The 23,017-nt window shown below is 43.3% G+C and carries 21 protein-coding genes, 1 tRNA gene, 3 rRNA genes and 1 other RNA gene; 13 read left to right on the top strand and 13 right to left on the bottom strand.

Features of this window, described 5'->3' with window-relative positions; translation table 11 throughout:
- The 4 genes from L4C38_RS14270 to rrf (L4C38_RS14255) form a co-directional block, all read left to right on the top strand.
- Positions 1–236: ribosomal RNA gene (locus tag L4C38_RS14270) — 23S ribosomal RNA — on the top strand; the annotation flags it as partial.
- Positions 237–373: 137 nt separating this feature from the next.
- Positions 374–489: ribosomal RNA gene (rrf, locus tag L4C38_RS14265) — 5S ribosomal RNA — on the top strand.
- Between the two features lie 69 nt (positions 490–558).
- Positions 559–634, top strand: a tRNA-Thr gene (locus tag L4C38_RS14260).
- 16 nt (positions 635–650) lie between these two features.
- Positions 651–766, top strand: a 5S ribosomal RNA gene (rrf, locus tag L4C38_RS14255).
- Between the two features lie 62 nt (positions 767–828).
- Here rrf (L4C38_RS14255) and L4C38_RS14250 read toward each other — a convergent pair.
- The 5 genes from L4C38_RS14250 to leuA form a co-directional block, all read right to left on the bottom strand.
- A complete protein-coding gene (locus tag L4C38_RS14250) occupies positions 829–1,611 on the bottom strand; it encodes a DUF547 domain-containing protein (RefSeq protein ID WP_428798225.1) in 783 nt (260 codons plus the stop codon).
- Positions 1,612–1,871: 260 nt separating this feature from the next.
- Positions 1,872–2,474 carry a 3-isopropylmalate dehydratase small subunit gene (gene leuD / locus L4C38_RS14245; protein WP_428798224.1) on the bottom strand — a complete coding sequence of 201 codons (603 nt, stop codon included), beginning with the start codon at positions 2,472–2,474 and terminating at the stop codon, positions 1,872–1,874.
- Positions 2,475–2,486: 12 nt separating this feature from the next.
- Positions 2,487–3,887, bottom strand: coding sequence for a 3-isopropylmalate dehydratase large subunit (gene leuC / locus L4C38_RS14240; RefSeq protein ID WP_428798223.1), 1,401 nt, complete (start codon positions 3,885–3,887; stop codon positions 2,487–2,489).
- 20 nt (positions 3,888–3,907) lie between these two features.
- The gene (gene leuB / locus L4C38_RS14235) at positions 3,908–4,999 is read right to left on the bottom strand and encodes a 3-isopropylmalate dehydrogenase (RefSeq protein WP_428798222.1); all 1,092 of its coding nucleotides are present in this window, start codon (positions 4,997–4,999) and stop codon (positions 3,908–3,910) included.
- Between the two features lie 76 nt (positions 5,000–5,075).
- The gene (gene leuA, locus L4C38_RS14230) at positions 5,076–6,623 is read right to left on the bottom strand and encodes a 2-isopropylmalate synthase (protein ID WP_428798221.1); all 1,548 of its coding nucleotides are present in this window, start codon (positions 6,621–6,623) and stop codon (positions 5,076–5,078) included.
- An 859-nt stretch (positions 6,624–7,482) separates the two neighbouring features.
- Here leuA and leuO point away from each other — a divergent pair.
- From leuO to ilvN, 4 genes are all read left to right on the top strand, one after another.
- Positions 7,483–8,433 (top strand): transcriptional regulator LeuO, encoded by a 951-nt coding sequence (gene leuO / locus L4C38_RS14225; RefSeq protein ID WP_428798220.1) that lies wholly within the window; start codon positions 7,483–7,485, stop codon positions 8,431–8,433.
- A 224-nt stretch (positions 8,434–8,657) separates the two neighbouring features.
- Positions 8,658–10,481 (top strand): AMP-dependent synthetase/ligase, encoded by a 1,824-nt coding sequence (locus L4C38_RS14220; RefSeq protein WP_428798219.1) that lies wholly within the window; start codon positions 8,658–8,660, stop codon positions 10,479–10,481.
- Between the two features lie 387 nt (positions 10,482–10,868).
- On the top strand, positions 10,869–12,593 hold the full coding sequence (locus L4C38_RS14215) for an acetolactate synthase 3 large subunit (protein ID WP_428798218.1): 1,725 nt from the start codon (positions 10,869–10,871) through the stop codon (positions 12,591–12,593).
- A gap of 1 nt (position 12,594) precedes the next feature.
- Positions 12,595–13,089 carry an acetolactate synthase small subunit gene (gene ilvN, locus L4C38_RS14210; RefSeq protein WP_428798217.1) on the top strand — a complete coding sequence of 165 codons (495 nt, stop codon included), beginning with the start codon at positions 12,595–12,597 and terminating at the stop codon, positions 13,087–13,089.
- A gap of 74 nt (positions 13,090–13,163) precedes the next feature.
- Here the strand turns inward: ilvN and serA are convergent, their stop codons facing one another.
- The 5 genes from serA to L4C38_RS14185 all read right to left on the bottom strand — a co-directional run bounded on the left by serA (position 13,164) and on the right by L4C38_RS14185 (position 16,596).
- A complete protein-coding gene (gene serA, locus L4C38_RS14205) occupies positions 13,164–14,393 on the bottom strand; it encodes a phosphoglycerate dehydrogenase (protein ID WP_428798216.1) in 1,230 nt (409 codons plus the stop codon).
- A gap of 287 nt (positions 14,394–14,680) precedes the next feature.
- Positions 14,681–15,337, bottom strand: coding sequence for a ribose-5-phosphate isomerase RpiA (gene rpiA / locus L4C38_RS14200; protein ID WP_428798215.1), 657 nt, complete (start codon positions 15,335–15,337; stop codon positions 14,681–14,683).
- A 54-nt stretch (positions 15,338–15,391) separates the two neighbouring features.
- The gene (locus L4C38_RS14195; protein WP_428798214.1) at positions 15,392–15,988 is read right to left on the bottom strand and encodes a 5-formyltetrahydrofolate cyclo-ligase; all 597 of its coding nucleotides are present in this window, start codon (positions 15,986–15,988) and stop codon (positions 15,392–15,394) included.
- Positions 15,989–16,018: 30 nt separating this feature from the next.
- Positions 16,019–16,202: non-coding RNA, 6S RNA (gene ssrS, locus L4C38_RS14190), on the bottom strand.
- 64 nt (positions 16,203–16,266) lie between these two features.
- Positions 16,267–16,596, bottom strand: coding sequence for a cell division protein ZapA (locus L4C38_RS14185; protein WP_428798213.1), 330 nt, complete (start codon positions 16,594–16,596; stop codon positions 16,267–16,269).
- A 235-nt stretch (positions 16,597–16,831) separates the two neighbouring features.
- Between L4C38_RS14185 and L4C38_RS14180 the strand changes: the two genes are divergently transcribed.
- From L4C38_RS14180 to L4C38_RS14170, 3 genes are read left to right on the top strand one after another with little or no spacing between them, the layout of a single operon-like run.
- The gene (locus tag L4C38_RS14180) at positions 16,832–17,410 is read left to right on the top strand and encodes a YecA/YgfB family protein (RefSeq protein ID WP_428798212.1); all 579 of its coding nucleotides are present in this window, start codon (positions 16,832–16,834) and stop codon (positions 17,408–17,410) included.
- Positions 17,411–17,423: 13 nt separating this feature from the next.
- Complete coding sequence (ubiH, locus tag L4C38_RS14175) at positions 17,424–18,602, top strand: 2-octaprenyl-6-methoxyphenyl hydroxylase (RefSeq protein WP_428798211.1); 1,179 nt, start codon at positions 17,424–17,426, stop codon at positions 18,600–18,602.
- A gap of 21 nt (positions 18,603–18,623) precedes the next feature.
- Positions 18,624–19,853: an FAD-dependent 2-octaprenylphenol hydroxylase gene (locus tag L4C38_RS14170; RefSeq protein ID WP_428798210.1), complete on the top strand. Its 1,230-nt coding sequence runs from the start codon at positions 18,624–18,626 to the stop codon at positions 19,851–19,853.
- A 50-nt stretch (positions 19,854–19,903) separates the two neighbouring features.
- Here the strand turns inward: L4C38_RS14170 and L4C38_RS14165 are convergent, their stop codons facing one another.
- The 3 genes from L4C38_RS14165 to ygfZ all read right to left on the bottom strand — a co-directional run bounded on the left by L4C38_RS14165 (position 19,904) and on the right by ygfZ (position 22,145).
- Positions 19,904–20,110, bottom strand: coding sequence for a DUF1107 domain-containing protein (locus L4C38_RS14165; protein ID WP_428798209.1), 207 nt, complete (start codon positions 20,108–20,110; stop codon positions 19,904–19,906).
- A 603-nt stretch (positions 20,111–20,713) separates the two neighbouring features.
- Positions 20,714–21,190, bottom strand: coding sequence for an aminoacyl-tRNA deacylase (locus L4C38_RS14160; protein ID WP_428798208.1), 477 nt, complete (start codon positions 21,188–21,190; stop codon positions 20,714–20,716).
- Positions 21,180–22,145 carry a tRNA-modifying protein YgfZ gene (gene ygfZ / locus L4C38_RS14155; RefSeq protein ID WP_428798207.1) on the bottom strand — a complete coding sequence of 322 codons (966 nt, stop codon included), beginning with the start codon at positions 22,143–22,145 and terminating at the stop codon, positions 21,180–21,182. The genes L4C38_RS14160 and ygfZ overlap by 11 nt, the downstream gene beginning before the upstream one ends.
- Before the next feature lie 242 nt (positions 22,146–22,387).
- Between ygfZ and L4C38_RS14150 the strand changes: the two genes are divergently transcribed.
- Together L4C38_RS14150 and L4C38_RS14145 are read left to right on the top strand one after the other, a co-directional pair.
- Positions 22,388–22,648 (top strand): FAD assembly factor SdhE, encoded by a 261-nt coding sequence (locus tag L4C38_RS14150; protein ID WP_428798206.1) that lies wholly within the window; start codon positions 22,388–22,390, stop codon positions 22,646–22,648.
- 52 nt (positions 22,649–22,700) lie between these two features.
- A complete protein-coding gene (locus tag L4C38_RS14145; protein WP_428798229.1) occupies positions 22,701–23,012 on the top strand; it encodes a protein YgfX in 312 nt (103 codons plus the stop codon).
- Positions 23,013–23,017 lie beyond the last annotated feature (5 nt).

Here is a 23,017-nt window from a genome sequence, read left to right as displayed (position 1 = left end):
GAGTGGACGAACCTCTGGTGTTCGGGTTGTCATGCCAATGGCATTGCCCGGTAGCTAAGTTCGGAATCGATAACCGCTGAAAGCATCTAAGCGGGAAGCGAGCCTTGAGATGAGTTCTCCCTGGCACTTTAAGTGCCCTAAAGGGTTGTTCGAGACTAGAACGTTGATAGGCAGGGTGTGTAAGTGCTGCGAGGCATTGAGCTAACCTGTACTAATTGCCCGTGAGGCTTAACCATACAACACCCAAGGGGTTTTGTGGACTCAATGCAAGAACATTGAATGTGTAATAGAACTTTACTCTCTATTTTAGAGAAACCAGCTTTCCAGATTTTTTGCCTTCAGTTTTCAAAACTGAAAGTAAAGTAAGAATTTGCTTGGCGACCATAGCGTTGCGGACCCACCTGATTCCATGCCGAACTCAGAAGTGAAACGCAATAGCGCCGATGGTAGTGTGGGGTCTCCCCATGTGAGAGTAGGACATCGCCAGGCTTTAAATTTGATAAAAGAGCCCGTTTAAGAGCGGGCTTTTTTAGTCCTAAAGGACAAATAATTTAGTGTGCTGATATGGCTCAGTCGGTAGAGCGCATCCTTGGTAAGGATGAGGTCCCCAGTTCGATTCTGGGTATCAGCACCAGCTATAAAAGAATTTTCTTGGCGACCATAGCGCTTTGGACCCACCTGATTCCATGCCGAACTCAGAAGTGAAACAAAGTAGCGCCGATGGTAGTGTGGGGTCTCCCCATGTGAGAGTAGGACATCGCCAGGTAATATTTCTAAGCCTCGACTATATGGTCGGGGCTTTTTCGTATCTGAAACCTAGCGCTTTATCTAGGGCTTATCATTGAGTGACCAGTCGTACTGGTATGTAAATGAACCAGAGACATCTTCTAGATTTGTACGGTACTTATTTAAGTGTTTCTGTACACCGCCATCAATCAAAAAATCTTCAGAAAACCAATCGTAAATTGATGACAAAACCAACGTATTACCTTCAATTTCAACCCCCTTATTGCTGTTAATAAATGCTTTTGCCGCATTATTTAACAGTTGTTCACTATTTTTTGCAGTGAATGCTTTGGTTTGCAGGTTTGGGCAGCTAAGGCTTGCACAATTGACAGCATAGTGGGTTCGAGGGTCTTGCCAAATAGGACGTAGAATTCGGTGTTCGATATCATTCAATGACAGCGCCTTACCATTAATGGTAATGACGTCTTCATCCCAAGGTCCAAAACTGAAAAATCCCCCTAACTTTGTGATCGAATCGATGGGATATTCTTCGAGGATCAGATCTATCGTTGCGGCATTATAAAGGTTAACCCAGTAAGCGTACTGCTCTGCTTTTGAAAATTTGCGAGGATCTACCTCTGAGAGGCTAGTTAAATATCGATCAAGCTTATGTTGTTCTTCAGTGGTAACTGATTGGTACGAAAAAAGGTGATGTTGCCCATCAATAGATATATGACGAGTTAGAATCTCTTGCCATGCTTGGTGTGATATCTCGGCATGACTATTTTCATTACTTTGTTGCCAGTATACCCATAGATCGGACTTGGGCGCGGCGTAAATAGGTAGAGAAAATAGAGTTAGACTCAAAATTGCTAGTTTATTCATCGGTGCACTCGAAGTTATGAATTTAAAATTATATCCCCGTCATACTTGAAGTTGCAGCGGTGTTGGCTGTGTTCGTGCGGCCCAATCACATCGTTCACCTATGCTCAGGGAGCTTTCTTACTTGCCGCCTACCTGCACCTTCAATTTTCTTGAGTATAGATATTTAGAATAACTGATTATTTAGACCGAAATGACGGGGTGATACTTTCACTAGAAATAAAAAAAGGCTGGTATATCACCAGCCTTTGACTTCTCGATGGTTAAACTAAAAAGCTTGGTATATTTGCTTCGTATGCAGCGATTTTGTCTTCATGCTGCAGGGTAAGCCCGATATTATCCAAACCGTTTAGTAAGCAATGACGTCGGAATGAATCGATTTCAAAATGGTATTCCTTTCCATTTGCACGTACTAGTAGTGCTTCTAGATCAACTTCAATCTCTGCACCTTCGTTAGCTTGTACATATTGGAATATTTCATCGACTTCGTGATCAGTTAGACGAACGGGTACCATTTGATTATTGATTGAGTTGCCATAGAAAATATCAGCAAAACTCGGGGCGATCATTGCTTTGATACCATAATCAGCAAGAGCCCATGGGGCGTGTTCACGTGAAGAACCACAACCAAAATTTTCGCGAGCTAATAAAATAGAAGCACCTTGATAGCGGTCGGCATTCATTATGAATTCAGGATTTGGTTGTTTACCTGCGTCATCAAGAAAGCGCCAATCATGGAAAAGATGCTGACCAAAACCTAAGCGAGAAACCTTTTGTAGGAACTGTTTTGGAATGATGGCATCGGTATCGACGTTGGCGGCATCTAGCGGTACAACCAAACCTGTATGTTGTTTAAAACCTGACATGTTTGACTCTCCTTAGTCCAGCTCACGAATATCAACGAAATGACCCGCGATAGCGGCGGCAGCAGCCATTGCTGGGCTTACTAGATGGGTACGACCATCACGACCTTGGCGGCCTTCGAAGTTACGATTTGATGTAGAAGCACAGCGCTCATGAGGACCTAGACGATCATTGTTCATTGCTAAACACATTGAGCAACCTGGTAAACGCCACTCAAATCCAGCTGCTTTAAAGATTGTGTCTAAGCCTTCCGCTTCGGCTTGAGCTTTCACTTGTTCTGAGCCCGGCACAATTAGCGCTTGGACATGTGAAGCGACTTTACGCCCTTTGGCAACTTCGGCTGCCGCGCGCATATCTTCGATACGGGAGTTAGTACAAGAACCGACAAATACTTTATCAATTGAATAGTCTGATAGTGACTTACCTGCTTCTAACCCCATGTAAGCCAGTGCTTTCTCAGCTGATGCCTTTTCGACAGGATCAGAAAAGCTAGCGGGTGTCGGAATGGGTTCATCAACCGCTATCACTTGACCAGGATTTGTTCCCCAAGTGATTTGAGGTTTGATATCCGCGGCTTGAAGCGTTACTACCGCGTCAAACTTAGCATCTTCGTCTGTACTGAGGGTTCGCCAGTACTCTACTGCTGCATCCCAATTGGCGCCAGTCGGAGAGAATTTACGCCCCTTAATATAATCGAAAGTGGTGTTGTCAGGTGCAACTAGTCCAGCTTTTGCGCCTAATTCAATTGCCATGTTACAAACGGTCATACGTCCTTCCATGGTCAAATCACGAATGGCTTCACCACAAAATTCAACTACATAACCAGTACCGCCTGCCGCAGTCGTCTTTCCTATAATAGCGAGTACGATATCTTTAGCTGTGATACCCGCACCGACTTTACCTTGAACGTCAATTTTCATGGTTTTTGCACGCGATTGCTTTAGCGTTTGCGTAGCCAGAACATGTTCAACTTCCGATGTACCAATCCCAAAGGCTAATGAACCAAATGCACCATGGGTTGCTGTATGTGAATCACCACAAACGATCGTCATACCTGGCAGCGTAATACCTAATTCAGGCCCCATTACGTGTACGATACCTTGGTACTTATGGTTAAGGTCGTAAAGAGTTACGCCAAATTCTTCACAGTTTTTTGATAGTGTCTCCATTTGAATGCGAGCCATCTCGCCTGAAGCATTAATGTCTTTGGTTGTGGTTGAGACATTATGATCCATCGTTGCAAACGTTTTATTTACCTGACGAACCTTGCGACCTTTTTCGCGTAATCCATCAAATGCTTGTGGAGAGGTGACTTCGTGCACTAAATGCCGGTCGATATACAAAATAGGGGTTTCACCCTCAGCCGCGACAGCAACATGTGCGTCGTAGACTTTTTCATATAGTGTTTTGCCCATTGCTCATTACGTCCTTGTTATTATGAATTTAGAATGTAGCTAGCGATTTTATCACCCATTTCTGATGTAGATAGTGCCGGTGCTTTCCCGGCTAGATCTGCCGTTAGCTCACCGGCTGCAAGCGCTTGGCTTACTGCGGACTCAATGTCTTGGGAAGCCGCCTCTTCGCCTAGGCTGTAACGCAGCATTAGCGCGGCAGACAAAATTTGAGCGACAGGATTGGCAATATTTTTTCCTGCAATGTCAGGTGCACTACCACCTGCAGGTTCATATAGACCGAATTTGCTTTCGTTCAAGCTCGCAGAAGGAAGCATGCCCATGGACCCGGTGATCATTGCGCATTCATCGGAGATAATATCGCCGAAAATGTTAGAACATAGCATTACGTCAAATTGTGCAGGATCCTTGATAAGCTGCATCGTCGCGTTGTCGATGTACATGTGTGTTAACTCAACGTCTGGGTAGTCTTTGGCAATCTCTTCCACGACTTCACGCCATAATATCGAGCTTTGTAAAACGTTCGCCTTATCAATAGAACAGACTTTTTGATTACGTAAACGTGCGGATTCAAATGCGATCTTGGCTATACGTTCAATTTCAAAGCGATGATAGATTTCGGTATCAAACGCTTTTTCATTTGCGCCCTCACCCTCACGACCTTTTGGCTGCCCGAAGTAAATCCCGCCAGTTAGTTCACGTACAACTACAATGTCAAAGCCACGCCCTGAAATGTCGGCGCGTAGAGGAGAGAATGCTTCAAGACCTGCATGAATTTGTGCCGGACGAAGGTTACAAAATAGCTGGAAGTGCTTACGTAGAGGAAGAAGAGCTCCACGCTCTGGTTGATCGTTTGGTGGCAGGTGTTCCCACTTTGGTCCACCAACGGAACCAAATAGCACTGCATCAGACTCTTCACACGCTTTTATCGTGCTCTCTGGAAGAGGGCTGCCATGGTTGTCAATTGCAATGCCGCCAACATCGTGAGCATCACGATGGAAAGTAATACCATGCTTAGTCTCAATCGCATCTAATACTTTATTGGCTTGTACCATTACTTCTGGTCCAATACCATCGCCAGCTAATACCGCGATCTTGTAAGTCTTGTCAGTCATGTTAATCCTTTAATTATTATAGCGTTGTGTTGCTTTTTAATTTTACCAAGCGTTATTGCAACGCTTGATTGTCATCCTATACAGTGGCGATCTTTTTCTGCTTAATGTCTTCAATTTCGTTAGCACGGTGAATGCTGTTAATGACGTGCAGTAGCGCCTGACCTGAAGCTTCTACGATATCTGTTGATACGCCAGTACCGTGATATTTACGACCTTTGTAGTTGGCAATAATATCCGCCTGACCTAAACCATCTTCGCCTTCGCCTTTGGCAGTCAGATCAAACTTATCAAGCACAATATCGTAACCTGTTACGCGATAAATACATTGGTAAAGGGCATCAACCGGCCCATTTCCTACAGCAGCTTCACTTTTTTCTGTGTCACCACACAAAATTTTGATGCTGGTCGTTGCCATAACGCTACCCGATTGAACGCTAAGGTAGTTCAATTTGTAGAAGTCATCTTCTTCACGTAAGTTTGCGAAGTGCATTAATGCTTCTAAGTCGTAGTCAAAGACTTGCCCTTTGCGATCGGCAAGCTTTAAAAAGTCGGTGTACAAGGTATCTAGGTTGTACTCTTCCGCCTTATAGCCCATAGCATCCATATGGCTTTTCACCGCAGCCCGGCCACTACGACTGGTTAGGTTCAGCGCTTTATTCTTTAGTCCAATCGATTCGGGAGTCATGATCTCATAGGTGTTTTTATTCTTTAGCATTCCGTCTTGGTGAATACCTGAAGAGTGGCTAAAAGCATTCGCTCCGACGATGGCTTTGTTACTTTGAATTGGCATGTTACACAGTTGGCTCACCAATTTACTTGTACGGTGGATCTGATCATGATTTAGACCGGTTTGCACCCCAAGTAGCTCTTGGCGGGTTTTAATGATCATCGCTATTTCTTCAAGAGAGCAGTTACCAGCGCGCTCACCAAGACCATTGATAGTCCCTTCAACCTGACGAGCCCCCGCTTGTACTGCTGCAATAGAATTAGCAACCGACATACCTAGGTCATCATGGCAGTGTACTGAGATGATTGCTTTGTCGATGTTCGGCACACGGTTAAATAGTGATTGGATGATGCCGCCAAATTCGTTTGGTACGGTGTAGCCGACTGTATCGGGGATATTAACTGTGGTTGCGCCTGCATTGATTGCGGCTTCGACCATGCGGCACAGGTTGTCGATAGGTGTACGACCAGCGTCTTCACACGAAAACTCGACATCATCGGTATACTGGCGTGCGTGTTTTACGGCTTTGACCCCCATCTCTACGACGTCATCGTAACTGCGACGAAGCTTGTCTTGAACGTGAACGGTAGAGGTAGAAATGAAAGTATGAATACGGAAAGCGTCAGCGACTTTTAATGATTCAGCAGCAACATCAATGTCTTTCGGTACAGCACGAGCAAGAGCACAAACGCGGCTGTTTTTTATGTTACGCGCAATGGTTTGTACCGACTCAAAATCGCCTGGAGAAGAAATAGGAAAGCCAGCTTCAATTACGTCAACACCGAGACGTTCTAACGCATAAGCTATTTGCAGTTTCTCTTTTACGGTTAAACTGGCTGACAATGCTTGCTCGCCATCACGCAATGTTGTGTCGAATATAATGACCTGATCATTCATAGTTGCTTCCTTTTAATTCGTTTATCCGCAAAGACAGGGATTTAAACGATTACTTCCAGTATTTGAACATAAAAAAACCCGCATTTTGATGCGGGTCTTGTGTAATTCGTGTGGTTATTTCCCTTCCACAGCCTACCCGCGCGATTGGTTCACGATCAGGAGGAGGCTTTGCAGGATAGAGATACAGTTCATCATTGTTAACTACTTCCTATGAGAGTTAATGAAACCACATATTTACGTTAATAGAATTAGTACCGTACTCAGGTGTATGAGTCAACCGTAAAAGCCGAAATTGGTTATTTTTTTTACACTCATCTGCTCAGTGCACACTTTCTTCTCGGGGAAATACGCACAAATATGGCTGTAACAGTATGTTTTATAAATGGAGTAATGCGATTGATTGTGCCGACGTATTCTCAGTGAGCTGTAACCATTTCATCGACACTATCATTGTGATTGCACTAAGCAACTACTAGAGCTGCTGTTGAGCAAAGTGGATATTGCTAGCGATGCGGTCAACGCAATGCTCCTTCGTTTTATCTAGTCTTTCGTTCATGGTTCGATGCCTCTCTCTCATTCCTGAACAAGCGCTTAGCACTCTGAAATTGTGTAAAAACATCAATTTAGTCTTTTTTATAATTACTCTAAAGCGTTGAACTATAAGCATTAAACTGTATTTATAATAAAAAATTATGATTAATTATCAATCTATTTGCTAATCGATAATCAATTAGTCAATAGTCTCAATCACTAAGCAATTATCTACAAAATGAATAATTACTAATGTCCAAATTAGATAAAAGCAAGCGGCTTTGATTTTATCAATTTTATGCGGCATAACATGATAGGGATACGATTGATGACTGATACCAAAGATACTGTAAATACTCACCTGACCAACCGCATGGAAACCGTGCTGAGAAGTGTCGACCTTAATCTATTGACTGTGTTTGATGCAGTAATGCAAGAGCAAAACATCACTCGCGCGGCACACAATTTAGGTATGTCCCAACCCGCGGTAAGTAATGCTGTAGCGCGTTTGAAAGTGATGTTTAGTGATGAACTGTTTATTCGTCAAGGGCGTGGTATTCAGCCAACGCAGAGAGCAAGGCAGTTATTTATTCCTATCCGTCAAGCATTGCAGCTTATCCGCAACCAGTTGCCAAGCGCTGATTTTGCCGCGGAAACGTCTGTGCGCCAATTTAACTTATCTCTTTGTAGCCCTTGCGATATGCGCTTTGCTCCAAGAATCATGGCGTATATCCACCAACATGCACCCGAGGTAAAACTTCACCTTGATGCTGAATTCGACAGCCAGATAGCAGGTCGAATGCGTAATCAGACGGTTGATGTCGTCATTGATTACCGCAGCTTTAACGCCCAAGGAGTGCAAAATGTTGAGTTGTTTAAAGACGAGCTTGTGGTAGTGGCTAGTAAGTGTCACCCACGTATTCAGCAGGCAATAACGGTTGAAGCATTGCTTAATGAACGTCACGCGAAATTGTCGCAAGTAAATGGTGATCAAGCGATCTCTGAGCAGGCGTACCAAGGTGTGGATATTGCAGCTTACTATGAAGGAACAAGCCTTAGTAACTTGTTGTATGTTATAGGGCAGTCAGAGTTAATTTCGATTGCTCCTCGATGGGTAGTAGAGAACGCTGCGAATAAAGAGTTATTGCAAATAATTGCGACGCCATTAAGCAACAAAACCATCAGTGGTTACTTGAGTTGGCATGAGTCGAATGAAAAAGATCAAGGACATATTTGGTTACGAGATCGGTTGATGGAAGTATGTCGAGAAATGAAATAGCAGCGGCATATAGTACAAGCTGCTGAATTATAAATGGTTAAACATCGACCAAGAGATCAGGCTATCTGCGACTGATATACATCTTAGGATAAAAAATCCTCAAACAAGCATTTGTAGCGAGGCTTTTTCATATAATTTTGATACGTGTCAGTTGCCTTTTTTTGCTTGAAATGTACACTTGTGCGCGCAAAAAGCTTACAGGTGTACGCTTAAAGGTAGACAAGATGGCCAATTTAGATTTTCACATCGTTAAACGAGTTCGAGAGCAATTTGCTAAAGGTAAAGAACGCACTGCACTTAAGCATAAAGTAGAAGGTGTATGGCAGAGCATTAGCTGGGCGCAGTTTGGTCAACAAGTGGATGCTATTTCACTTGCGTTATTGTCTCAGGGATTCCGAGTACAAGATAAGATAGGGATCTTCTCTAACAACATGCCGCAATGGACGATTGCTGATTTCGCCGCAATGCAATTGCGTGGTGTTATCGTGCCTATTTACCCAACAAATACCGCTGGGCAATCTACTTATATTCTGCAAAACGCGGATGTAAAGGTACTCTTTGTCGGTGAACAATCTCAGTTCGATGTAGCTGTATCTATTTTTGAGCAATGCGAGCAACTAGAATTGATCGTTGCGATGTCAAAAGGCATCGATATGAACGGCTACGAGTTCGCGATAGGTTGGGATGAGTTTATTGCTAAAGGCAATCAAACGCACCAAGCCGAACTTGAAGAGCGACTTGAACAAGCGAACCCTGATGATCTCCTTACCTTGATTTATACCTCAGGTACGACAGGTCAGCCTAAAGGCGTAATGCTTGATTACACCAACATTGGTGCTCAGCTACAAGGTCACGATGAACGTTTAAGCCTTTCTCAAGACGATGTATCTTTGGCATTTCTCCCGTTATCACACGTATTTGAACGCGCGTGGACTTTTTATGTATTGTATAAGGGCGCAACTAACTGTTATCTGCAAGATACAATGCAAGTCCGAGATGCATTAAGCGAAGTTAGTCCGACAGTGATGAGTGCTGTACCACGCTTCTATGAGAAAATATTCTCAGCTATCCACGAGAAAGTAGCCAAAGCCCCATTTGCTCGCAAAGTGATGTTTACCTGGGCGGTTAACATGGGAGCTAAAATGGCGGTATGTCATCAGGAAGGTCGAAAGCCGTCCCTAATGCTGAAAAAATCGCATAAGCTGGCAGATAAAATCGTGCTATCTAAACTGCGTGCTTTGCTTGGTGGGCGTATTAATTTTATGCCATGTGGTGGTGCGAAGCTTGACGAGACAATTGGTCGATTTTTTCACGCGATCGGTATTAACGTTAAGTTAGGTTACGGTATGACCGAAACCACAGCGACAGTCTCTTGCTGGGATGATAAATGCTTTAACCCTGATTCTATTGGCATGTCGATGCCAAACGCGCAAGTTAAAATTGGCGAGAACAACGAAATATTGGTTCGCGGTCCAATGGTGATGCGTGGCTATTACAAGATGCCAGAAGAGACGGCACAAACATTTGATGAGCATGGTTTCCTTAAAACCGGTGATGCGGGTCATATCGATGAGAATGGTAACCTGTTTATTACTGACCGAATTAAAGAGCTAATGAAAACCTCCAATGGTAAATACATTGCTCCGCAAGTGGTCGAAGGCGCTATTGGTAAAGATCATTTCATCGAACAGATTGCAGTTATTGCCGACACGCGTAAGTTTGTATCCGCATTAATCGTTCCGTGTTATGACAGCTTAGAAGAGTACGCGAAAGAGCTGAATATCAAATATCACGATCGCGTTGAGCTAATTAAGCACAACCAGATTATTGAAATGCTTGAGAAACGTGTAAACGATTTGCAACGTGAATTGGCTAAATTTGAGCAAGTGAAGAAATTTAAATTGTTGCCGAAAGCATTTTCTATGGATGATGGTGAATTAACGCCAACGCAGAAATTACGCCGTAAAGTGATTCACGACAAATACCAAGATGAAATTGAAGAGATGTATAACGATAAATCATCAGGTAAAAAGTCATCTGAAAAATAGTCCTTGTCATCGTTAATTTACAATTGAGATCCCCAGCTTTGCGCTGGGGATTTTTTTATCTATCGTTTCATTATATTGATGAAAAATTATCCACCTTTTTTGTGGGTGTTGTCATGATTAGATGCTAGATGAGGTGTAATGGCATAGTAATTACACTGTTATTGGACTATTTATCAACATACTGTGAGTAATGAGAGAAAAGTCGCCATAGATTCCTTGAAAATAAAACGTTACATTTGTTGCGGTATCTTGTGTTTTGTTATGACAAAACTCAAGGCATAGAGAAGAAGTGGAAGTCTTTCTATTAGGCTAAAAGTAAGCCCTAGACTATGTGATGACTGCCCAGCCTATTGACCTGATTGGTTGGATGCAGATAAGGAGAATAATATGGCAGCAATGTTGTCCGGTAATGAGATGATCATTCAGTCTCTTATCGAAGAAGGTGTTGAGCAAATTTTCGGTTATCCAGGCGGTTCCGTGCTGGATATATATGACGCACTTCATGCTAAAACCGACCAGATCAAACATGTCCTCGTTCGGCACGAACAAGCTGCTACGCATATGGCTGATGGTTACGCACGCGCAACGGGTAAACCCGGAGTCGTGTTGGTTTGCTCAGGGCCCGGTGCAACCAATACCATTACTGGTATCGCCACTGCATACATGGATTCAATTCCAATGATTGTTATTTCTGGGAATGTGCCAAATAACCTAATTGGTAATGATGCTTTCCAAGAATGCGATATCGTCGGTGTGTCACGTCCGGTGGTCAAACATAGCTTTTTAGTTAAGAAAGCAGAAGACATTCCTGAGACAGTTAAAAAAGCATTTTATATCGCAACGACGGGGCGTCCTGGTCCAGTTGTGATTGATTTACCGAAAGATATACTCAACCCGTTAATCAAACTGCCATATGAATACCCTGCAACCATTTCAATGCGCTCTTATAAACCGACGACAACGGGACATAAAGGCCAGATCAAAAAGGCATTAAAAGCCCTTCTAGAAGCAAGAAAACCTGTACTCTATGTTGGTGGAGGAGCGGTCATTTCTGAAGCGGATGCGTTACTGTATAAGCTTGCTGAGACACTTAATTTGCCAGTTGTGAGCACCTTGATGGGACTAGGCGCGTTTCCGGGAACACATAAAAATGCCCTTGGTATGCTTGGTATGCATGGTACTTATGAAGCGAATATGGCAATGCATGGCGCTGATCTTATTTTTGGGGTAGGTGTTCGTTTTGATGACCGTACTACGAACAATTTAGAAAAATATTGCCCGAATGCCAAGATCATGCACATTGATATCGATCCTTCATCGATCTCTAAAAACGTTAAGGTGGATCTGCCTATTGTAGGCTCTGCCGATAAGGTCTTGGAATCGATGGTTAATTTGCTGGTGGAGCAAGGTGGAACCAATGATGAGCAAGCACTGAAAGCTTGGTGGGATGAAATCCAAACTTGGCGTGATAAGAAGTGCTTGAGTTACGACACTTCATCAGAGCGTATCAAGCCACAGCAAGTGATTGAGACGCTGCATAAGCTGACCAACGGTGATGCTTATGTTGCATCTGATGTTGGTCAACATCAGATGTTTGCAGCGCTTTATTACCCTTTTGATAAGCCACGTCGTTGGATCAACTCCGGCGGTCTTGGCACTATGGGCTTTGGTTTACCAGCCGCCATGGGAGTCAAATTTGCAAAACCAGATGAAGAAGTTGTGGTGGTGACTGGTGATGGCAGTATTCAAATGAATATACAAGAGCTATCAACGGCAATGCAATACGACATTCCCGTGAAAATAATTAATTTAAATAATAGATTTTTGGGCATGGTTAAGCAGTGGCAAGATATTATTTATCAGGGTCGTCATTCCAACTCATATATGAGTTCGGTACCGGATTTTGCTGCCATTGCAGAAGCGTATGGTCATGTGGGTATTCGCATCGAAACACCCGATCAACTTGAGGCAGGCTTAAAGCAGGCTTTAGAATTGAAAGACAGATTAGTGTTTGTCGATATCAACGTTGATGAAACTGAACATGTATACCCAATGCAAATCAAGGGTGAGGGTATGGATAAGATGTGGCTAAGCAAGACGGAGCGTACCTAATATGAGACATATTATTTCACTGCTATTGGAAAACCAACCAGGAGCGTTGTCTCGAGTTGTGGGTACATTCTCACAACGTGGCTATAATATTGAGTCACTCACGGTTTCGCCAACGGATGATGAAACGCTTTCTCGCCTAAACATCACGACGATTTCAGATGATATGCAGCTAGAGCAAATTCAAAAGCAATTGCATAAATTGATAGACGTACTCAAAGTGCAAGAAGTCACAGAGCTTGATCACATCGAACGTGAATTGCTGATGGTTAAAGTTAAAGCCAGCGGTTTTGCTCGCGCAGAGGTGAAGCGCACCGCAGATATTTTCCGTGGTCAAATTGTCGATGTGACCGCCGCGCAATATACAGTTCAGCTTACTGGTACTAGCGAAAAATTGGATGCATTTATCCAAGCGCTTTCAGAAGTTACAGATGTGATAGAAGTTGCGCGGAGTGGTGTGGTAGGGATTGCTCGAGGTGAACGAGCTCTCAAACTTTGATTTATTGTTTATTATCGAACAGAACTAAAAAACCACCGAAAATCCGGTGGTTTTTTTAACACTAAGAAAAAGGCTTAATGTAGGATACGCGCACGAATAGTGCCTTCGATACCTTTGAGCTTTTCTAGTGCTTCTTCTGAACGCTCGGTTTCAACATCAATTACGACATAACCAAAGTCTGCTGCCGTTTGTAGGTACTGACCAGCAATGTTAATCCCTTCTTCGGCGAAGATGGTGTTAATTTGCGTCATGATACCAGGGCGGTTTTGGTGAATGTGCAATAAACGTGAACAATTACGGTGTTCTGGCAATGCAACCTCTGGGAAGTTAACACTTGATAAGGTAGAACCATTATCTGAGTATTTAGCTAATTTGCCCGCAACCTCAACACCGATGTTTTCTTGTGCTTCCTGAGTCGAACCACCTACATGCGGCGTTAGAATGACATTGTCATACTTTTGCAGTGGTGATTCGAATAAATCAGCATTTGTCTTCGGTTCAACTGGGAAAACATCGATAGCGGCGCCTGATAGGTGACCAGATTCGAGTGAATGACAAAGTGCTTCAATATCGACAACCGTTCCACGAGCCGCATTGATAAAGATAGAACCCGGTTTCATTCGTGCAAACTCATCTGAACCCATCATGTTCTTGGTTTCAGGTGTTTCAGGCACGTGTAATGATATGATGTCACACTTGTTGAGTAGCTCACTCATAGTCGCGACTTGAGTTGCGTTACCTAGAGATAGCTTATTCTCTATATCGTAGTAGTAGACGCGCATGCCCAAGTTTTCAGCGATGATGCCTAGCTGAGTACCAATGTGACCATAACCAATGATACCGAGACGCTTACCACGAGCTTCGTAAGAGTTATCTGCACTCTTTTTCCAAATACCACGGTGAGCAAGTGCATTTTTCTCAGGTATACCGCGAACGAGCAGTAAAATTTGTCCAAGGACCAATTCAGCAACACTGCGAGTATTCGAGAACGGGGCGTTAAATACAGGAATACCACGAATCGCGGCGGCATTTAGGTCGACTTGGTTAGTGCCAATACAAAAACAACCAATAGCCACTAATTTTTCTGCAGCATCAATTACCTTTTTAGATAGATTGGTACTCGAGCGGATGCCAATAAAATGCACATCCTTAACCGCTTCAATCAACTCTTTTTCTTGCAATGAGCCTTTGTGGTATTCGATGTTGCTATAACCCGCTGCTTGTAAAACTTCTACTGAAGATGGGTGGAGCCCCTCTAAGAGCAGTATTTTTATTTTATCTTTTTCCAGTGAAACTTTGGCCATTATCGTCGTCCTTAAAATGGGGAAAGGGGGCTTAACTGGCGCACATTGCATTAAAGCGGCTAAAAAGAACGTTAGTTAACCGTCTTTCATAGGAGCGCAAACGTTTTCCTTGTGCGTCTTCTATCCACTAAGTTAACAAAAAAAAAATGGTTTGGGTAAGAAAATTACGGAATAAAGAATAATTTTTAGGCTAATAAAATATAAAAGCGGTCCCATTTGGGACCGCTTGTAATGAAATGACAGAAATAAAGCACTAACGGATTAATAAATCCACGGCAATTTTTCTATTATTCTTCGATTTTTGGACCATTTGGTGTGCCTGTGATAACTACATCTGCACCACGCGCCGCAAATAGACCCACAGTAACAACACCAGGAAGCGCGTTGATTGCACGTTCCATTTCTTTCGGGTTGACGATTTGCATGTTGTGAACATCAAGGATCACGTTGCCGTTGTCGGTAATCACACCTTCACGGTAAGCTGGATCGCCGCCTAGTTTTACTAATTCACGGGCAACGTAAGAGCGTGCCATAGGAATGACTTCAACTGGAAGTGGAAACTGACCAAGAATATCGACTGCTTTTGTGTCATCAACGATACAAATGAACTTGTCTGAAATTGCAGCAACGATTTTTTCGCGCGTTAGAGCCGCGCCACCGCCTTTAATCATATCGCGATAAGCGTTGATTTCATCCGCACCATCAACATAGATATCGAGATTGCTGACTTCGTTGCAATCAAAGACTTCAATACCTAGTGCTTTAAGTTTTTCGGTTGATGCTTCTGAGCTTGATACGGCACCTTTGATGTCGTCTCTGATAGAGGCAAGTGCGTCGATGAAGTGATTTACCGTAGAGCCAGTACCTACCCCAACAATACTGTCTTTCTCTACATACTTAAGTGCAGCCCAAGCCGCTTCTTTTTTCATTTCATCTTGAGTCATGCTCATCTCCTAACTGGATGTTTAGATAACGTTTGCGCGGCGGATTATATACCCTCAAGCATGACTTTCCCATTGCCAGATCTTGCTCGGTGTCACTATTTTCGGTAGTGGTACATCCCAAGATTCAATCGGCAACCTAGACACATGTTGGCAATCATGCGCGAGACCGATAGGTTTAGCTCCACATTTATTATTAAACCAAGGTTCTAAGGTTCGATCGTAGTAGCCTCCACCCATCCCAAGGCGATGCCCAAAAGAATCAAATCCCACGAGTGGAGTAAAGATTAAATCCAGTTTTTGCGTTGGTTTTATAAGTGTTTGATTGAGTTTTGGTTCAAAGATTCGATACTGATTTAATACCATATCAGTTTCAGGTTGATAGTGTAGAAACAGTAAATGTCCTTTGGAAAACGGATGAATAACGGGTAAATAGACCTGTTTTCCCTGCTGCCAAAGCCATTCTATTAACGGCTTGGTATCGATCTCGCCATCAACGTTCAGGTATAGGGCAATATGATGTGCTTGCTCGAGTTCTGAAAGAGATGCGCATTGCTCGACGAGTAAAGTACCGGATTGTTGTTGGAATTGAGCGGAGAGCTGTTGTCTTTGCTGTCGAATTTGCTGACGAAATTCTTGTCGAGATAGGTTCATACTGATGCCCACTTTAGATGGGGTATCAAAGGATACCCCAGAGTGCCGTCGGAGATTCTGACCCTTGAACCAGCTGGTTCAAGGCGGATCAGCAATGATGACCGTAGGCTTCTCGGTACATGCCAAGCTTGCTCAATAGCCGTCAAATACTAACCCTTTGGGATTGCTTATCGGCTCAGGGACGTAATCTCACTAACGCACACTCCAGGGTAAAACTGGACTCACATTGTACAGTACTCACGGAGATTAGTCAGTCACTCTACAAATAAAGATATCATTTAAGACAAAGCAGACGGCTTTCCTGACTGTACTTTACTTAAGGCATCATCAAGGGATGCTGAGAGCTTTTCCATTCGCTCATTAAGTCGCCCATGCAACTCTTCTTGTTGTTGTGTGGATGAATCACGAGTTTCCAAGTCATAACAGAAGTTCAGTGCAGCGATGGTCAATAAATGCACCTCGTTGGTCACTTTGGTCTTGTCTGTCATATCTATCAAACGATCATTTAGTCGTTTGGCAGCTTGAATCAGCGCTTCTTCCTGACCCGCTGGGCAGTTAACACGAGTTAACTTACCTAATATTTCAACTTCTACCGCTTGGCTACTCATATCCACTCTACACTTTAATTAAGGTGACAATGCAGACCATCACCGAGGGGGAAACTATAGAAAAAGCCTTGTTAAGATTCAAGTCTTTCCCGTGCAACAAAGGCAAAACAAAGGGTAATGACACAGTAATTGGGCAAATTGTGTAAAAGGCGCTCATTATTGTCCCGTTGTACATTTTAGCTTATCCATCTAAGTGGTAGGATTAAGTATTATTTTAGCAAAACTAGGTTTATCCATGAGTAATATCACTCTTCCAGATTACTTAACCTTCGCAAGTGAAATGCAATCAGCAGGCTTAGCGGTTAACCCTGCTGAATTACACGGCTTGTTGACCGGTATGCTAAGTGGCGGTTTGAATTTAAATGACAAAAGCTGGCAGCCATTGATTTTTGATTACACTAATGAAGGGATGGGCTGGCCGGACAAAGCACTAATGCTTGCTCAACAAACGTTGGATACAACGATCCAAGAGATGACTGGTACCAATATGGAGCTTTCGTTATTACTCCCAGACGAAGAGGCGAGCGCGAGTCTCTTCGATGTGGCTGATGGTGTTGCGGATTGGGTTAATCACTATATCTCTGGATTGGGATTAGTGGCAACTGAACTGAAAAAAGCGTCAAGCGAAACGAAAGAAGCATTGGCAGATTTAGAAGAGATCGCCAAGCTGGGCATTGATGAAGAAGATGACCAACAAGAACAAGCAACTTTGCTTGAACAAGTGATTGAGCATGTAAAAGTATGCGTGCTAACCATTCATGCTGAATTTGGTCAGAAGCCAACTCAGCCTCAATCAGCGCCTACGATTCACTAATTGGGTTGTCTAAATGAAGCAGTTTGATGTGGTAATTGCTGGTGGTGGCATGGCGGGGATGACGCTTGCGCTAGCGCTTGATACCTTGTCGCAAGGCAAACTGAATGTCGCGATAGTTGAGCCATTTCGCGTGGATCATCAATCTCATCCTGGGTTTGATTCCCGTTCGATAGCGCTTTCTTTTGGAACGGTACAAATCCTAGATAAGATCAACCTCTGGCATGATATTGCGCCAATAGCGACAGCAATAAAGCATATTCATATTTCGGATCGTTTTCACGCTGGTATGACTGATATCGCACACCAAGATATTGGAACCAGTGCTTTAGGTTATGTGGTGGAGCTTGCTGATGTTGGGCGTATCTATCATCAAAAGCTTGAGCATCGTGAGAAAATTAGCTTGATTTGTCCTGATTCAGTTAGCCAGATTGAGCGCACTCAAGACAACAACGTAATCACGCTTGAAAGTGGCGAGCAACTGCAATGTAAATTGTTAGTCGCCGCTGATGGCGCCGTCTCTTCATGTTGTGATCTGCTCGGGATTGCACTAAAAGAGCATGACTTTGAACAAGTAGCAGTTATTGCCAATATTCGTGCTGAGCAAGCACATCAAGGTCGGGCGTTTGAACGTTTTACAACACAAGGACCGGTTGCTTTGCTGCCCATGAGTGATGATCGTATTTCATTGGTATGGTGTTTACGTCCTGAAGTAGCGCAACAAGTACTTAGTCTCGATGACCAAGCTTTTCTGGCTCAGTTACAAAAGGATTTTGGCTGGCGATTAGGGCAACTCACACAAGTTGGTACTCGTGCTAGCTACCCCCTGCTATTGCGCTATCGAGAAAAAAATACTTCACATCGTTTTGCGATAGTCGGTAATGCCGCACAAACGTTGCACCCTATTGCGGGGCAAGGCTTCAATCTCGGTATTCGTGATGTGGCCAGCTTAGCTGAAGAGGTCATTAACTCTCTAGAAGATGTTGGTGCATATTCAGTGTTGAGCGCATTTAAACAACGTCGACAAGATGATCGTATTGCTACTATAACCATGACATCATCATTGGTTGATCTGTTTTCCAATGATTACCCGTTGATGTGTATAGGGCGAAATGTAGGTTTGGCGTTGATGGATAATGTCACTTCGCTTAAAACGCCATTACTGCAGCGAACATTAGGTTTAGTGGCTCGATAGTGCCTAGAAGGATTGAGAAATATGATGCAAAGCGTTGATATTGCTATAGTAGGTGGGGGCATGGTAGGTCTTTCGCTTGCTGCTGCCTTGAAAGACAGTGAGTTGAGAATTGCGGTAATCGAAAGCCGAACTCCTGAGAGTAAAATAACAGAGCTACCGGATGTTCGTGTATCAGCTTTGAGCCGCTCTAGTGAGACCATATTACGCAACTTAGGTGCTTGGCAGGGCATTATTGACCGTCGTGCTGCAGCTTATCTGGCAATGGAAGTGTGGGAACAAGACAGTTTCGCGCGGATCGAATTTGATGCGCAGAAAATGGCTCAGCCAGACTTAGGTCATATTGTTGAAAATCGTGTGATTCAACTTGCGCTGCTTGAACAGGTACAAAAACAATCAAATGTGAGCTTGTTTATGCCAGCTCAGTGCCAAACCATGGCTATTGGGGAAAGTGAGGCCTGGCTAACCCTAGATAACGGGCATTCACTAACCGCTAAATTAGTCGTAGGAGCTGATGGCGCGAACTCCTGGGTGCGTCGTCAGCAGGATATTCCATTGACGCATTGGGATTATGGGCACAGTGCTATCGTGGCAAATGTGTGGACTCAAGAGCCGCACCAGAAGATTGCTCGTCAGATCTTTACTCCCCAAGGGCCATTGGCATTTTTGCCGATGGGCGATAGTCAAATGAGTTCAATTGTTTGGTCAACTGATCCAAGCAGAGCTGAGCGTTTAGTTACGATGGAAAAAGATGAGTTCAATAAAGCGTTAACCGCTGAATTTGATGCTCGTTTAGGCATGTGTGAAGTGATTGGTGAGCGTTTTTCCTTCCCTCTTAAAATGCGTTACGCGCGCGATTTCGTTACAGATCGAGTCGCGTTAGTTGGTGATGCAGCACATACCATCCACCCGTTGGCTGGTCAGGGAGTGAATCTCGGCTTACTTGATGCCGCAAGTTTGGCGCAAGAAGTTTTAGGGCTATGGCAACAAGGGCAAGATATTGGCACTAAGCGTAACCTACGTGGTTATGAGCGTTGGCGTAAAGCTGAAGCAGCAAAAATGATCGCTGCTATGCAAGGCTTCAAAGATCTTTTTGAAGGGGATAACCCAGCTAAGAAATTGATTCGAGGTATTGGGATGAAGCTGGCAGGTCAATTGCCGGGGGCTAAAGATGAAATTATGAAACGTGCATTGGGATTAAAAGGTGAACTGCCCAAGCTCGCTAAGCACGCATTGTCATCAACTCAGCCATAAACGTAAAAGGGTTGGTAAAAATACCAACCCTTTTTGAATACTTCTTCAGGTTACGCGTAAGCACAGCGCAATTTCATAATTTCCTGATTCACTTCTTTAACGGCTTGGAAGTGCCTTCGATCAGCTCGTTCTGGCAGGATAAGTTTACCGTTATCAAACTCAAATTTACCGACACCATAGATATAGATACTTCCTCTAAATAGACGGCTTATATGTTTAGCAATCATACCTGGTGTATAGCGCTTAAACAGTCTCATTGAATTATCCTTTATATTTAGCAAGCACTGACGATTATACGAATTCTTCAGTTGAAAAAGTGTGACAGTAATGGGGGAATGTGCAGCCATTTGTAACAGTTTGGATATTTGTGTTGTCGTGAGCAAATCTGCCGATATATGTCCAAATTTACGTGACCTTTTCCTCATTATTGTTCTGTAGCTGGAACTGTGCCGAATTCCAGTTGATATAGATTGAAACACACGCATGTGACAGAATTAAGAATAGTATAAGAAATGAATTACATGTTAGAAAAGTGTAAAATCGAGGCAAAAAAAAGCCCGCGAGAAACGGGCGAATAGTCACAGATGCATTACACAAAAAGCGAATGACCTCACATGTTCAGGGATTCACTTTTTCGCTGATAACATCGTATTCTCTATGTGAACAACCAAATTTGGGGGGTTGGTCCCATAGATTTAACGTTGTGTTAACAGTGCTGTCAGGTTAGTACAAAAACACTTTGATGACTACTTATGCTTCGTATTTGAATAATAATACTCAACTCATCTTACCTTTTGATGTGAGATTTATCTCTAAGGTGACGGTAATTAATGAAACGTAGGGCTGGGTTTCCGTGATGTCTATCGGCAGATATTTGCGAACCTTGGGTGACAGAGCTGAACAAGATCAGTGCATCTAAGTGCAATTCCGGCTGAAAGATCACCGCTGCTAATCGTTACTTCTGTTTCGTTTAAAATACTATGGTCAAAAATTACCGGTATAGGTTGCTTGAGTAATAGTGGTGTTACGGTACCGATTTGATAGCCAGTTATCGCTTCTACTGCGGATAAGTCAACGCAGGTCATACGGCGGCATTGTAAGATCATACGAACTTTTTTAGGGTCAACTGACTGATCCCCAGGAACACACGCCAACGCATACAGATTTCCCATATCGCGTAGCAAGATCGCTTTCACCATTTGTGATTGACGAATACCACGCTGATTGGCTGCATCTTCAATGCTAACCGCGAGGGTTTGATGTTTCAGCAGGCGGTAATTTACCTGCTGAAGATCAAGGTATTCGGTAAGCGTGGTTTTAAATGAATTATTCGTCATCGAGCGAGTAAGGTAATGGCTGTATCGACCAAATCGACTCAGGTTGGCTTGATAAACGTAGTTGAGTATCGCTCTCAAGATTATTAGGCAGTACGACTAAACCAATTGTCTCACCATCACTGAAGCGATAATGCGCAATCAGTTTTCCTGCGCCACGCCAATTTTCACCAACGGCACGCTCAAGATCTACGTTATCTCCAATCTCATTATCGGCTTGACCTTTGATAATAAACATCGCGCGTTTGTTAATACCACGATATTTTGCGCGAGCAACGGTTTCTTGACCTGTATAACAGCCCTTTTTAAAGCTAATGCCATTGAGTGCGTGTAGGTTGATTGCTTGGGGAATGTGTTCACATTGATCGTTTTGCTCTAAGATCGGTAGTGCCGCTTCAATATCAAATCGACGCCACAAGCTTTCTTCAACTTTTTTAGCCGTAGTCTGTTTGACTAACGATGCTGCAGTACCTTCATCGAGCAAGAGTAACCAACGTTTCTGATCTATTTTTACTGCGGTGCCACCACTAATTTGGCGAACGTCACCTCGTTCTTCACTCATGTTATCAATGGTTGTTTCTGCTTGCTCACCAAATAAACCAAGTAATGCATCGTTGCTTTGTGTGATCTCAACTTTGGCGAAAATTGCGTATTTTTTTATTTCAGCCATCTGTTTTTCAATCAACGATTTTGGTTCAAATAATGCGTAACCGTCATTATGATGAAACAGTCGGAAAACAGACCATACCTTACCTTTTGCATCACAATGGGCACCAAAAGTAGAGCCGGATTTGTCGAGCTGAACTACATCACAAGTGACTTGACCTTGCAGGTAAGACTTAGTGTCATCGCCTACAAGTGTCACGACGCCCCATGAATTTAAATGGGTTAGCATTAGTTCTGGTAGCGCATCGCTAGAGGTGAGAGAAAGAGGTGCGAAGTCATTGAGCCAATCCATAGTGTTTACCTTGGTTGTTTTGCTTTGAAATGGATATCAGTATCTTACGTCTTGTTCCTGCTTGGCTGCAATCAGAACAACTTTTATCTTAGCTAAGTGGGTATGTTTAGCCCAAATTACAAGTTCAGTATGATGAATGCCATTCTACAAAAAGTGTGATAGTAATGTGACTGATATAGTGGTGGTTAAGGTGTTAGCTTGTTAAACTCGGGTAAAATCCATGTGTCAGGTGAGGAATGAGAATGTACACCGCAGAAGAAAAAGCGCGTATTAGATGGGCATGCCGACGTGGCATGTTAGAACTGGATGTCGTCATCATGCCGTTTTTTGAAGAGTGCTTTGATGCACTAACTGAAAGCGAACAGCGTGATTTCGTTTCATTGCTTGAGAGTGATGATCCAGATTTATTCTCATGGGTCATGGGCCATGGTCGCAGTGAAAATTTAAGTCACGCTTCGATGGTGGATAAAATTGTTGCTCACAACCTCAGCAAAGTTCGTTAAGCTTTCCATAAAACCCAGTCATTCTTCTCTACAGGTCAATACCATTTTGTTGGTGTTGACCTGTTGTTTTATTAGTATAAGTGAAATACCACTCGTAGCTAGTTTCTACCTGATGATTTGGATTGCCTGTCAAAGCCAAGATCGAGGTTTGCTTGCTTCCAATTTATTGGGTGAAGTGGACTTTTATCAAGATGGGCGGGTTCAGCACGGGAAACAACGAAAGCATTGCAGAAAGGTTTTGTTGATAGTGCCTGAATTTGCGCTGTTATTGAAACTTGATCAGCGATGGTATCTGCTTTGGAGAGATAGCGTCAATGCAGAAGACTACAGGAAAATCATATTGCAATTTAAAAAGGAGCCGTAGGCTCC

This window comes from Vibrio kasasachensis (assembly GCF_050337565.1).
Classification (GTDB): domain Bacteria; phylum Pseudomonadota; class Gammaproteobacteria; order Enterobacterales; family Vibrionaceae; genus Vibrio; species Vibrio kasasachensis.
The sequence above is the reverse complement of the archived record's forward strand: the minus strand, read 5'-3'. Positions and strand labels throughout refer to the sequence as shown.